Source organism: Methanolapillus africanus, from assembly GCF_032714475.1.
GTDB classification, from domain to species: domain Archaea; phylum Halobacteriota; class Methanosarcinia; order Methanosarcinales; family Methanosarcinaceae; genus Methanolapillus; species Methanolapillus africanus.
Window position 1 is genome coordinate 43393 of the sequence record NZ_JAWDKD010000007.1, and the last position, 14642, is coordinate 58034.

5 protein-coding genes are annotated in these 14642 nt (G+C 42.3%); 2 read left to right on the forward strand and 3 right to left on the reverse strand.

The genetic code is table 11. From position 1 onward, the window contains the following. Positions 1 to 3: 3 nt before the first annotated feature. Positions 4 to 7437, reverse strand: coding sequence for an FG-GAP-like repeat-containing protein (locus tag MsAg5_RS01605; protein WP_338098868.1), 7434 nt, complete (start codon positions 7435 to 7437; stop codon positions 4 to 6). Between the two features lie 381 nt (positions 7438 to 7818). Here MsAg5_RS01605 and MsAg5_RS01610 point away from each other — a divergent pair, with 381 nt between their 5' ends. Beyond that, complete coding sequence (locus MsAg5_RS01610; protein WP_338098869.1) at positions 7819 to 8850, forward strand: radical SAM protein; 1032 nt, start codon at positions 7819 to 7821, stop codon at positions 8848 to 8850. 118 nt (positions 8851 to 8968) lie between these two features. On the opposite strand, the gene dnaG is transcribed toward MsAg5_RS01610, so the two are convergent. Next, entirely contained in the window at positions 8969 to 10663 is a 1695-nt protein-coding gene (dnaG, locus tag MsAg5_RS01615) for a DNA primase DnaG (RefSeq protein ID WP_338098870.1), read from the reverse strand. 1073 nt (positions 10664 to 11736) lie between these two features. After that, a complete protein-coding gene (locus tag MsAg5_RS01620; protein WP_338098871.1) occupies positions 11737 to 12360 on the reverse strand; it encodes an RNA 2'-phosphotransferase in 624 nt (207 codons plus the stop codon). A gap of 306 nt (positions 12361 to 12666) precedes the next feature. Here MsAg5_RS01620 and MsAg5_RS01625 point away from each other — a divergent pair, with 306 nt between their 5' ends. Further along, positions 12667 to 14121 carry an OB-fold nucleic acid binding domain-containing protein gene (locus tag MsAg5_RS01625; RefSeq protein WP_338098872.1) on the forward strand — a complete coding sequence of 485 codons (1455 nt, stop codon included), beginning with the start codon at positions 12667 to 12669 and terminating at the stop codon, positions 14119 to 14121. The last annotated feature ends 521 nt before the right edge of the window (positions 14122 to 14642 follow it).

Sequence of the window (14642 nt, forward strand, 5' to 3'; positions counted from 1 at the left end):
ATTTTATCTACCAAGTTTTCGATTTTTATTAAATTTTTCTTTGTTTTCTTTATATTTTTGATTGTTTGGCTCCCACTTTTCTTTAGATGAATTTGAAAAATTATCTAATTTATTATGTGCAGGATCACCATAATTTTGATTAAAATATTCCTTTCCTGAATTCAAACTTTGAGAGACATTTATTGTACCCATTGATTCTTCAGAAATCAAACTCTCTGCAATTCCAATAGGGCTGACAAATCCATTTACAGCATCGGTAGCCAAATAATCAATATGAAGTGCTGAAGTTCCTATTTCCGATAAACTTTGACCTTCCATTACACCATCTATAGTTCGTGAACCTATACCTCCAACAACTGAAAGGCTGGCACCAGCAGCGCATGCTGATAGTAAAACAGCACCTGCCGGAGCCTCTGCGGTTGCTGCGGCAATACCGACTGCAACTGTACCGGATGTCACAAGTCCAAATGTACCACCTTCAAGGGCCCCCCTTACACCTGCTTTAAAAACCTCCTTTCCATCGTATGTTCCTGTTTCTGCTACCTGTTGTTTATAGCTTTCATATGCATACGCTCCAGCTCCTACTATTGTACATGCTAACGTAAAAACAGCAACCCCCGCAACAAGTCCAGCATATAAGTAGTTGTGTCCATCGGGATCCTCATATTTCAGTGGATTATTCAAACAATATGAATACCGATTCAAAGCCTGTGGGTTATACACATCCGGAATTATCGAATCCGCCTGTGTAAACACAAACGTTTCCGGATTATAATATCGAGCGCCATAATAATAAAGCCCAATTTCGGAATCAAACTCTTTACCGGTGAAAGAATACTTTTCGGTTCCACCTTCACGGTGGCTTCCAAACGGATAGTAAAGCGTTCTTTCAACAAGTTCGCCGTTTTCGTCAATCATAACGCTGGTCGATCCCAAATGGTCGTCCAAATACCAGAAACGGCCTTCGGACGATTCTTTGGCGACACGTCTTCCGTCTGCGAAATAGTAAACGACTTCTTCGTTGTCCTCGATTTCATAATCGTCGGTGACGTAGTATGAAACAATTCCTTCCTCAATCTTTTTCACGCGATTTCCGGATTCGTCATAGAAGAATTCAGCAATGACTCTGTCTTCCGACTTCTTAACGACTTCTTTGAGATGATTGGCGTCGTTGTAGACGTAAACGAAAGTTTCATCTTCAACCAAATTGCCGTTTGAATCGTAAAGAAGGTTTGAATCGCCGACTTTCGTCGGGGCGTGAATGCCGGCACCGTTGCCGTATTCGAACAACGTAATGTCTGTTCCGTTCTTGTGGCCCAAGATGCTGCCGAGCGGATTGTAAACAAATTGCTGCGAATAAGTTTCACTGCCGGCCGTGGTGAGTCTATCCAAATCGTCATAACCGAATTGCTGCGTTTCACCGACGACGTTGTCCGCAATTTCAATGATGTTGCCTTTTTCATCAAAGGAATAATCCAAATCTTGAAGATCCGGCGTGTTGATGTTTTGAAGGCGTTTTGTCCAGCCATCATAGGTGAGATCGGTCGTCACGCCATTTGAAAACTCTTTTTTGGTGATCAAATTCATCGAGTTGTATTCGATATTGTCAACGACTCCCGGAATTGAAGACAAGAGGGCTTGATTGTTATATCTGTATTTGACAACTTCATCGTTGGGAAGAGTTTTCTTCGTGATACGATCCATGGAATCATAAACGTATTTTGTCGTATAATCCGCATTGTATTCAAAGGGATCTTGCCATGAATCCGGAATTTCAGGTTCATCGGGGTCCTCAGGGTCAGGATCTTCAGGATCAGGGTCTTCGGGATCTGGAATTTCCGGATCAGGATCTTCTGGATCGGGGTCCACCGGAATATTGATCAATTCATAAAGTACATTGTATTCGCTGCTGACATAATCAACACCTGTTTGGTAACCGATTATATTGGCTCTCATGACTGAAACAGATTCGTTTGTTGCGTATGAATAACTGTACGTTCCGTTCAATGCACCTGTTTTTTCATACTTTTTGATGAGAATATTTCTGACGGGACCATCATCTTTGAAGGAAATATCGAAAGTGACCCCCTCAGCTGTCGGTTTTCCGTTAACTCTTTGAATGACACCGATCTGAGTGCCGTTTTCATCCTTGATGTAAAGCGTGCCGCCGGAACCGGAGTCGACGAATCTCAAAATTTCCTTTCCATTGAGATAGAAGTAAGAACTGTCACCGGCCCCCATTGATGACCGATACGTTTTCAAATCCAACTCTTTCAAAACGGCGTCATCCCGCACAAGCGGAACCGTAATGTCGTTAACATTGACAAAACTGTCGTTCACATAAAATGTTGTCGAATTTTCGGGCTCCGGATCCGTACCCGGTCCGGTAACAGAGTCATAAACGATTTTGTAACCGCTTGTGATGTAGTTGACGTTAGACTGGTAGCCGTAAAGATAAGCCCGCATATTTGACAGAGGTTCGTTTGTTGCGTAAGAATAATTGTATGTTCCGACAAACGTACCGCGGGAATACTTATCAATTTGAATTGTTCTTTCTGACGGCTCAGCTTTGAATGAAATATTAAAGGTCACATTCTCATAAGACGGATTTCCGTTAATGCTTTGGATGGTTCCGAGCGAAACGCCGTTTTCATTCAAAATTTGAAGCGTACCGCCGGCAGCCGTATCCGTAAATCTTAGAACCTCCTTTCCGTTGAGATAAATACGTCCGACATCGCCGGCACCCATCGAAACGCGCAAATTTGTTAAATTCAACTCTTGAACAACAGACTCGTCTCGACTCAATTGAATGGTAATATCTTCTTTATTTTCAAAAGAACCTGTCACCACATCAGAACCGGTTGCAGACGTCATCGAAATCTGGGAATCAATCACAATCGTATCAATCGAATTTGAATCAATTGAATCAAAAACAGTTGCCGATTCAATATTGTTTACTTCCATTGTCGAACCAAAGAGATGTGACCGGTTGGTTGAATTGTAGACGGACGGCTCAGATGTGATTACTTCATGGGTAATCAAGTCAACTGAATCAGATTGAATCGATTTTGACCCAAACGATCTCACCGATGTTGAATTGAACACTGACGGTTCAAGAATCTCCGGTTCAATGACCATTGATCTGACGGACATCGATTGAACACGTGATTGAGTTCCTTCACTGCTAATTGAAATTCCTTCTTTAACAACTCTCAGCCTTTGGTCATAAGAATAGTACTTTGTTGCGCCTTCGGAAGTCACCGACGAGAGCGTGCCGATTGTTCCGAGATCGTATTCAAAAATAACATCTGAATCCGTAGGATAATCAATTTTTGTCTTCCGGTTGAGAGCGTCATATTCGTAAGAAGTTGTAATGCTCCGATTATCTGTCTTGGAAATCAAATTGCCGTTTTTGTCATAATCGTATTTCCAAATACCGATGTCCGGATCATTAATTTCAATTTGCTGACCAAGAGAATTGTACGCAAAGGTTGTGTTTTGAACGCGGTAAGCGTACGGATAAGAAACGGATTCGGATCCGGTTTCATCTGAAAATGAAATTGTTGAAACCGCATAATTTTGCATCGGAATGATTTTAGTCAAACGATTCATTAAATCGTATTCATATCCTGTTTCATAAATTTCATTGCTGTTGAACTCAGTCACTCGAACAATATTTCCATAAACGTCCTTGTCCATCTGAATTTTGTTGGATCGCTCGTCAAAGTATGTTGTCTTTAATTGGTCATATTCCATTCTTCGGGTCGTCCCATCCGGATTGGTCGTTTGAATAATCCGGCCGAACGAATCATAAGAATTGACGGTTTCCAAAGTCAGTTCACCGTTTTTCTTCGGTGCAATAATTTTTGAAACGGCGCCGTAATTGTCGTAATATGTTTCCTGAATGATATTTTCTAATACGTCGACAGATTCGGTTTCCGTCTTGATGACACGGCCAAATCCATCCAAATATTTCCACGAATCGAAATAGCCGCTACTTTCGCTTTCTTTGACAGATACTTTGATGTATTTCGGCATGGATTCGCCAATGAAATACTCATATTGAACGCTGGGCGAATTTAACGTATCATACGGGCGAACGATTCTTGTGACCCGGCCGAGACCGTCGTAATCCATGAACGTCTCAAATCCGTTCGGATCAGTCATTTTCTGAATCTTGCCGAGAATTAAATTGAAATCAAACGTTGTTGTTTGTCCGAGCGCATTGGTCGTTGAAATCGGATAAACGGCGCTGAAATCATAATCATATTCAACTGTCTTGACGTGACCTTCACCATCTTTTTGTGAAATCAAATTCCCGTAAGAATCGTAACCAAATTCATTGACAACGTCTTGTCCCAAACTATTCCAAACAATGGCTTTTGTCACCAAACCTTTGGTTGGTTCTGTTTCCAAGTGGGCATTTCCGTCATAGTAAAACGTCCGCTCCGAAAGCTTTTCAAAATTAAGGCCTTCAACTTTTTCACGTTTCACACAATTTAAAATCCAGGAATCTGTATTGTAAACATAATCCATAATGGCTGTTTTCTCATCGCCTGCAACTGAAACATCGCCCTTGTTGAAAATACGGACAACGTTGCCGTAAGAATCATAAGAATATTCCGTTTCCGTTACAATCGGCGTTGTTTTGCCATCATACAGATATTTGGTTGACGTGTTCAACAAAACTGTATAAACGCCGGAATCATTGGCGGCATCAAAAATGTTTTCCGTTTTTGAATAAAGAACACCGCTGATTGATTTCTGGATGAGTTGGTACTCTTTCCCTTTTTTGGCTTCATCTTGATGGAAATAATGTTCTGCAACGGAACGGCCATCATTGACAGTCACTTGTTTGAATCCTCTGAATTCGGATTCTCCTTTCGGCTTGATGACCATTAAGCCACCTTTATAATCGTAATTGATTGTTGAAACGGTTCGTTGATCTCCTGTCATTCCATTATCAGTTTCGATTTTCTTAACGACTCTGATCGGAACGGAAAGACCGGGTTTTCCATTTTCTTGTGTGTTGTTGTATTTTGTGGAAACGTCATATTCAATTTTGGTTGTGGAACCGGCTGAGTGATGAATTTGAGTGAGAAGATTGGGAGAGGATGGAGACATCACCACGGTTGATTTTCTGATAAAAGTCTGAGCACTTTGGACATAGCTGCTTTGAATAAAGTCTGAAAGACCATCCCCATTAATGTCTGCGATTTCAACACCACTTCTCCAATTAGTGTAACCGGGAGGATTTATATTCGGGTCCTGAACAAAACCAGATCCTGTGTTTATAGAAATATATTTAAAATTCGTATACGAACTCGAACTTGTCGCGTATCGGTAAGAATGAATAACATCCGGGAGACCATCTCCGTTCACGTCGCCAAACCTGAAACCATAGTCTTCTCCATAGTGTATAATCCAACTTGGAATTTGCCAACTTGAGTCATATTTGAAACCGGTTCCGTTATTGATATAAACATTATTGATTCTCGTATTGGAGTTTGGACCCGAATTAATGTAAGAATGAACCAAATCCGGCAAACCGTCTCCATTAATATCAACAAAGCGAACACCTTGGTCATGTCCTCCAACCGAAAAATGGGGCAAAGATGTTGCCCAACTGTTGTCTGCTGTGAATCCATTGCCGTTATTAATCCAGGCTCTTTTTACGTTGTGCGTGTAATATGGAAGAGAAGCATAATAAGATTCAACAATATCCGGGAGACCATCGCCATTTAGGTCAACGATTCGAACACCTGTATCCTGTTCATTAGAAAGGAAAACCGTCGGAAGTGACCAATTACTGTCCAAAACAAATCCGGATCCGGTGTTGATCCATGTTTTTTTGGTCGGATTCGCATTGTTTTTAAAATGGGCGGCTTGAACAATATCCGGAAGACCATCACCGTTGATATCCACAATTTGAACACCTTGCCAATGGTTAGCACCATCATAATGGGTTGTAAAATATACCGGCGAATTCCATGTTGTATTTTTGACAAAAGCTGTACCGTTGTTGATCCAAGTGTTAATATCAATATATGTAGGTCCGCCGGGAGGATAAAGATACGTGGATTGCATAATATCCGGGAGACCATCGCCATTGATATCAACGATTTGAACGCCCATGTCTCTATTTTCATTAACAATCAAATATGTCGGAAGGACCAAATTAGAACTGACATAACTTCGAGGTCCTGTATTATACTCAAAACTCGTCTCCGGCAAACTCTCTTCGTCCATACCGACAAGCTGAATCGATTTCAGAAACAAGCGGTTGTCTGCCGTATTATATTCAATTTCATACCGATAAACAAGTTCTTCTTTGTTCCAAATAGAAATCTTTGAAAGCAATGATTTCTCCAAAACCTGCGTTCCATCCTTAAACTGATTAAATGTAACAGATTTCGCCGTTCGTTCAAAATCAATCACAACGTCGCCGTTGTTGTAAGTGATGTTTTTTAAATAAGAGGCACCGATTTCTCCGGTAACAGGATTCTCCACATAGTTATAAACAATCAAATTTCCGTTGACATCCTCAATTTGGTCCAAACTCCATCGGACAGCATAATCTCTTCCGGTCACAGAATTCATGAGTTCGGAATCCATGGTATAACCAAAACGATATGTTGTTCCGTCCTTGGTTTTAAGAATCCAATAATCACCTTTTTGATTGGAGGCGCCTATCTCTTTTTGAATGAAAAAGAAAGACTCAATTTCCGTGTGATAACGGCCTTCTGTCGCGTTATAGATCAGATCATAACTTTGTCCGTCAAAAGTCAATTTAAATTTGTCATCGGACGTGTTAAGCGGTGTGAAATTCACATCTCTTTGAATGTAATTGTCGTTGAGTTGCCAACCATCGCCGAGCCATCCATATGTGCGGCCGGCACCTTGACTGTTGTAAACGATTTCAACTTTGGGTTCAAAACCGGCAATGCCTTTCGGAACTTGAATCGGATAAGAATAAACGGCTGCACCGGAAAAAAGACTGGTCAAATAAGCATCATTTGTAAGACCAAAATCAACTTCCGGAGACGTATATGAGGAGATATTAATTTCAGGTGTTGTATTATTCGTTGCGGCTGCTGCCATAACCATATTTTCCTCTTCCTCGGCCAATGATTCTTCCAACTGCTTGGATTCAGATTCATTTTCCTCAAGATTCTGATCCGATTCACTTTGATCTGACAAGTTTTTACTTTCAGAAGACTCGGGTTTCGAATCAGATTCCTTGCCGGAAGACAAATCATTCGCTGAAGAATCGGAAGGCGTTCCGGAAGACGGCACGTTATCGCCGGAAGACCCCGCTCCGGAATCGGAACCCGAAGAACCGGAATCAGACTCCGCGGCAAAAGCGAATGTCGGCGTTAAAATCATCAAAGCAATGCAAACGATTATTATTTTTTTGACGTTCTTTTTGAAGTTCATGGTGTCAACTCATCCAATTAAACACAAATCCAAATCAGTGACACTTATCCAACAGTCTAATGATAATTTTTAGATATTTATTTAAAATGTTTTATAGTAAACTTTATTTTTGATAATAGTTTACAATAAAGTGCCGACTGATATCATTTTTAGATTGTCAAACTGTTATATATATTTTAGTTGTTGTAATAATATTTGAAAAATGAATTGATTTGAATGAAAAATATAAATAGTGAATTAAAATAATATTTTTTGGATAAATTAAAAGAAAAATTCAATTGATTTAGAATCAATTGAATTTGTTCACTTCTTCTGCTACTTTTAAATACAACAAAAACAAAATTCCAAACCAAATTCAATCAAATGAATACGGAATAATTTATGACACCTCATTCAAAAACAAATCCCGAACGGCTTCCCATGACCGCCGACAAAAAAGCGTTCCTGCTTTCCATCGGAACGGCCGATGCCGAACCCGGGCTTATCCCAACAACAAGAAAATCAACCGCCGGTCCGAGCGCGGGAAGCGGCGGTTCCGTTTTTATCAGCTCGGGTGGACACCGGGTTCGTTTGTCTTTGGACCCGGACTCGCCGATCAAAGTCAGAAAAACAAACACCGATTCCGAAACGGTCATCGTTACTTATCTGGATGAGCCGATTGTCACCGGAAAAATTGAATCGGTGCCGGCGCACTGTCCGGAACAAGCCTACATCAATCTGTCGGAAAAGTGCATCTACAACTGCAAATACTGTACGGTGCCGCTGCTGCAGGGACACACGAAATCCAAAGACGAGACGCTGCAAATCATTCGGGAAGCCTTTGACAAAGGAAACGGAAGCGTTTCCGCGATTTCCATCACGTCCGGCGTTGAAGAATCGCCGGAAGGCGAACTGAACCGCGTTCTTGAATTGATGCCTGAATTGGTCAAATTCGGCGTTCCGATTGGGATTTCTATTTACGTGACGCAGGACGGCGCCCAAAAACTGAAGGACGCCGGCGTTTCCGAAGTCAAATTTAATGTGGAAGCGGCCAGCGCGGAAATCTTTGAAAATGTTTGCCCGGGGCTTTCTTACGACGACGTTTTTGATGAACTGAAAAACTCCGTGGCCATTTTCGGAAAAGGAAACGTTTACAGCAATCTGATTGTCGGGCTCGGGGAAACGGACGACGACGTGGCAGAAACGTTGGAAAAATTGGCAAAAATCGGCGTCATTGCATGCCTGCGACCCGTGTTTGAAAACAAACTGCGAAAAGGCGACTGCTTTATGGAACGGCCGTCCAAAGACCGGCTGATGAAACTTTACGACCTGCAAAAACGCATTTGCGAAAAATACGATTTGCATCCCGAAAAATCAAAGACCATGTGTTCCAAATGCGGCGGCTGCGACTTGGTTCCGTTTGCCGATGATTGAAAAAACCGTCCTTCTCTTTTTTAAAGTTCAGACAAACGATTGCGATAACGCGCGCGGACCGGCGCCAAGAAAATAAAAAAAGAAGAAAAAGAAAAGAAAATCAAACAAAAGTTTGATTTTACTTTTGAGCGACTAAAACATCAATGTTGGTCGGCATTTTCACGATGTTACCCATCTTGAGTCCGACCACTTTTTCGATGCCTTGTTCGGCAGCGATGTCGATGATTCTTTGCGTCACCACACCGTCGAAAACAATTGTTTTCGCGCCGCCGATGCCTTTTTTAAGCGACGTTGCCAAATCACGGACCGGCAGGTTGCATAAAACGGCGTCGTTTTGGTCCAAAATCTTGGAACCGAGCGTTCCGGAAAGTTCCGTCATGTAATTTTCAAACTGCGGCGGCAAAGAGGATTTCGGTTTCTCTTCTCTCTTTTCCGGTGAAAATTCGCTGTCTTCGCGTCCGTTTCGGCTTTCCCGGTCAAATTGGCGGGGGGCGCGTGGTTCACGCGGTTCGCGGGGCTCACGGAACTCACGAGATTGTGGTTCGCGCGGCTTTCTTTCACGAGACTCATAGTCTTCCAGTCTTCTGCGTTGAGACGCTTCACCATTTTCTTGGTGTTCTTCGTCCATGTCGACGTATTTAATGGAAATCAAACCATCCAAATCGTCCGCCGGTCTTCTTTTGCCGCGAACTTCCCGTTCCGGTTCCCGGTGAGCGTCTCTTTGAACGTCTCTGGGCGCCCGGACATTTCGGACTTGTTCATCGTCTTCCTCAAAGATTTCGTCTTCGGCTTCATCCCCGTAAACGGGTTTTTTGCCGCCGACCAACATGGCGGTCTGCCGGATTTTGGCGACGCGCTTGGGTGTTTTCTTTTCCAAAAGTTTGCTGGCAACGCTTCTCTCGGGCTGCTCCCGTCCGGATTCACGAACTTCTGCACGGGGTTCTCCGCGCGGAACAACGTTTTTGCCGGGTCTCTTGGAGGGCAAAATGATGCCGTATTTCTCAACATATTGGTCGAGCGGCATTTTGCGGCGCAGCGACATGATGATTTCTTTTTGCACCAAATCTTCGACCGCTTTGCCGTCCGGCGGGCGGGCCACGAAATCGACTTTCGCCACTTGAATGAGCTCGCGGATGATCAGTTCGCCGCCGCGGTCGCCGTCGGTAAAGACGGTCACGGTTTTTCCTTTCACAAGGTCCACGACTTCCGGCGGAATGTTGGTGCCGCCGACGCTGATTGTATTTTTAATGCCGTATTTCAGAAGGTTGAGGACGTCAGCGCGGCCTTCAACGATAATAATTTCACTGGAATCATATTCCGGGCCGGCTGGGAGCTTTCCTTTGCCGTAGTGGGTAATGCCTTCCACACGGACGGATTCACGAATCAAGTCGGTGATTTCCTGCGCTTCCAAAAGGTCCTCGTCAAACATGGTTTTGTAGATTTCCTTGGCGCGCTCGATGATGTTCGTGCGTTTGGCGGCGCGGACGTCTTCGATTTTCATGACTTCGATGGTGGCCAAACACGGACCGACCCGGTCAATCGTTTCCAAAGACGCGGCCAAGACCGACGTTTTCACTTTGTCGAGACTCGACGGAATGAAAATGTTGCCGCGGGTTTTACCGCCTTTGGTGGTGACCATGACTTCGATACGGCCGATACGGCCGGTCTTTTGAAGTTCGCGTAAATCCAAATCGTTGCCGAGAAGTCCTTCCGTTTGCCCGAAAATCGCGCCGACGATATCCGGACGTTCGATGACGCCGTCAGCATTGATTTTGGTTTGAATAATGTATTTGGTTGTATCTGCATTTTGCATAATTCAATCTCCTGAGAGTCAAAAAAGCAAAAAGCGATTTAAAATAAACACGCAAAAAAGAACAAAACATCATCAAGAGATATTTACAATTGACAACGAAGAAAATAAACGTGATTTCGGAATCGGTTTCGTTTCAATCAATTTCAATAAATATCCGAACACATAAAGACCGGCAACCGTTGATTGAATTCCGTTGAGGTTTGAATCATTTTTCAGGGCTCAACCAAAATTCGAGATGATAAGTCTGATAAGGTTAATGATGCGGTTTTTCCGGTCATTTTTGACGGATGGTTTATTTTTCAGTATTTGTTCCGCAAACAGCGGCTGCAAAGACCAAATCGATTGATTTTCGAAACGCGGCTCTGATCTAAGTGGATATGATTTATAATTTGATTGTAATTTTGAAATTATAAGTGTCATTGAAACAGATATCGTCGTTGTCTTTTGTTAAGATAATTTGAATAAATTGATGAGTGTGATCATTCTTGAAATTGCGATTTAAATTTTCCTTCTTTTAAATCTGCTTTCCTTTTTTGAATGGATAAAGTTTCAGTATTTTAATCAGTTAGATTTTAATTAAATTTAGATTTTAATTAAATATTCAGTATTTTAATTAATTTTTAAATTAATTTTATGGAATTGTAGAATTTAATGAACATTTTTGAATGACGTTAAATCTATTTTTCTGTTAATATTTATTTTAAATGTTGTTTGAATGAGGTTTTTTGGGTTCTCGTCTTAGATTTTTAAAAAAGAAATCCAATCAAACCCGAATTTTGCGTGATTGAGATGAGCCAGTTTGAATTGACTCACCTGTTCATCTGATTTGATCCGAAAACGGACGATGTGAACGACATTGTTTTTTGAAAAATTGGAAAACAATATCTGATAAGTGGAAAGATATTTTGACTCTTTTTAAATTTCCGTTGTTATTTTTATTCAGATTTGGAAATTAAAAAGCAAAGATTAAATCACTTTTAAATTTAATAATTTTGTGGTGAACAATAAAAATAAACCGGTTTATTTTCGTTTCCGATATTTTTATTTTTCATTCTTTATTTTTTATGGCGGGGTTATTCGTAAATTTCAACGATATACTCCACCGGAATCTCATCCGTCAGCAAAATATCATCGTTGACGACCATAATGTTCAAACCGTCTTCAATCGCGCCTTTGGCGTCGATTTTGAAAATGGACGGGTTTTCCGTGTGAATCATGGCCACTTCAATGGCTTTCTCAAGCGTCGTGCTCAAGTGGAGATATTTTTGTTTGACGGGGTGAAGGCCTTGTTCTAAAAGGATGTCCACCTCTTCGGGACTCACGCCGTAGTAAGCGAATTCGCTTTCATAGAGCGGGTAGTTCAAAATCACGCCAATGGAGTGTCCGTAGCGCGCTCTGATTTTTCCGCCGGCAATTTCGTAGCGTCCCTTTTCATCTGATTCCACCAGCGCATAGAGGTGGTATTTTTTCGGCCACTTGTATTTTCGGGCGGCAGCTGCCGTTAAAGCATTGATGCTGACCCAGCCGTCGATATACATCGGCAGTTCGAGTTTTTCCGGAAAATGCCGAAGCGCTCCCGAAACAAAACGTCCCAAGCGGTCTTCCCGGTCGTCGTCCAAAATGAACTCCCCTTCGGCACCGCAATACGGACAAGCCTCGCCTCTAAAACAACCGTGCTCGTTGCACTTGCGAATCATAGAATCTAATAAATGATTTTTTGATATAAATAGAATAGCATTGAAACAGATTGAAAAAAATCAAGCTATTTTTCGATAAGTTTAATAAAAATGGTTTTCTTTTAAGGTTATTTCTTTGAATCTTTCAAATGAAGCCGCCCAACGTCTTGAACTCCGGCGGTCACAATCGAATTTGTTGAAACCGAATACTTTCAGCCCAAACAATAGAATCAAATAATAAGTATCGTTATGTTCTTTATTTCCACTTTATTTTAAGCAGAATTATTTTTAAAGGTTTAATATTTTTTAAGGACCAGGTGTCGGAAAATGACGGAAATGAAAGGAATTTATGAAAAAGTCAGTCACTTAATCAGCTACGACGACTTTATGGAAAAGGTCAATGAAAGAAAAGAAGCGCTCGGCGGTCTTTGCGACGATGAAATGTGCGCCCGTTTGGTGTTAAGCGATTTGGGCGTGTCCAACACCGGCAACGAACCGGTGACGATCGACTGCATTAATGAAAACAGCGGCAACGTATCCTTCTTTGCAAAAGTTTTAGCTGCTTACGACCCGCGCGAATTCAAAAGAAACGACGGTACCGTCGGCCGGGTCGCCAACGTGATGGTCGGCGACAGCACCGGAAAAATTCGTGTTTCCGTTTGGGACGCAAAAGTCGACGCCTTGGAATCCGGCGAAATTGAAGTCGGATCCGTCGTCGTCATCGCCGGCTACACGAAAAAAGGCCTCAACGGCACCGAAGTCAATATCGGCAACAACGGCGTTTTCGCGCTCAGCGACGAAGATGTGCAATACAGCACCCCGGACCGTAAAATCGAAGACATCAAAGACGGCATGAACGACGTGTCCATTTCCGGAAAAGTTTTGGATTTGGGCAACATCAAAACATTTGCCCGAAAAGACGGCGGCGAAGGCCGCGTCGCCAACATGACGCTCGGCGATTCTACCGGAACCATCCGCGTCAGCCTTTGGGACGACCGGGCCGGACTCGTCGACACGTTAAAACCGGGACAATCCGTTCAAATTCAAGGCGCTTACGCCAAACTCAGCAATTATTCCCAAAAGGTGGAGCTTTCCGTCGGAAATTCCGGCATCGTTGAAGCTTCTGATGAAACCGTCGAATACGTTGTTCCGTTTGCAAAAGCGGCTGAAATCGTTGACGGCATGAACGGTGTGAACTTGACCGGCGTTATTTTGGATATTTCCGACGTGCGGACGTTTTCCAGAAAAGACGGAACGGAAGGAACTATCGGCAACTTTGTTCTCGGCGACGAAACCGGAAAAATCAGGGTCACTCTTTGGGACGACAAAACCGCACATTTGGATGAATTCGATTTCGGTGAAACCATTGAGATTATGGGCGCCTACTCCCGCGTCAACAACTTCAACCAGCAAGTCGAACTTAATGTCGGTAACCGCGGCAGCGTTGCAGCATCTTCAAAATCAATCACTTACCAGGAAAAATTAGACCAAATCAACGATATTCTCCCCGGAAAATCCTATTCCGTCGAGGGCCGCGTGATTGACATCGGCGAAATCCGTGAATTTGAACGGGACGACGGCACCCAAAATTCCGTTTCCAACATCGAATTGGAAGACGAAACCGGAAAAATCCGCGTCACCCTCTGGGGCGAACACGCCGACATCGTCAACAGCATTCAAATGGGCATGCGGGTCCGGGTCACAGACGCCTTTTCCAAGTTCGGCATGAACGAAGAAATTGAACTCAGCGCCGGAAACCGGACAAGAGTGACGATTCTTTAATTGAATTAAAATAAAAAATGAAGCACTGCTTCATTTTTTGTTCTTTTTTATTTTATTATTTTTTGTTTTTTTCATTTTATTATTCTTTTTTTTTTGTTTTTTTGCGGGCGGCGCCGCGCGCGTTATCGCAACACGTTTCTCATTGTTTTCAAAAACAGGGAGCGGTTTTCTTCAATCTCCATCATTCAAAAACGACAAAATTCTGAAATTCGGAGGTTTTTTGATTTCTCTTTTGTTCACTTGATTTCAAAATCACAATGCTGATACGTATTACTCCATCGGAAACAAGGGGGTCTATTGTACATTAATATACATTTTAAATGAGAAAAATTTACACAAAAATATATAAGTCTGGGACACCTTTCATCTGTTATCCGGAAATATTTGGGTGAAAAAAAATGATACACAATCAATATCCCAATTTCAGAGCATTTTTGTTCGGCATTTCTGACTTTTGCAATTCGTTAAAAGGAAAAGCAACGTTTGTTTTAAAACGGCTTTCTTTACGGCGGGTTTGCGGA

Coding starts and splice junctions, on each gene's coding strand:
- MsAg5_RS01605 (WP_338098868.1), bottom strand. CDS start 7,437: ATGAACTTCAAAAAGAACGTCAAAAAAATAATAATCGTTTGCATTGCT.
- MsAg5_RS01610 (WP_338098869.1), top strand. CDS start 7,819: ATGACACCTCATTCAAAAACAAATCCCGAACGGCTTCCCATGACCGCC.
- dnaG (WP_338098870.1), bottom strand. CDS start 10,663: ATGCAAAATGCAGATACAACCAAATACATTATTCAAACCAAAATCAAT.
- MsAg5_RS01620 (WP_338098871.1), bottom strand. CDS start 12,360: ATGATTCGCAAGTGCAACGAGCACGGTTGTTTTAGAGGCGAGGCTTGT.
- MsAg5_RS01625 (WP_338098872.1), top strand. CDS start 12,667: ATGACGGAAATGAAAGGAATTTATGAAAAAGTCAGTCACTTAATCAGC.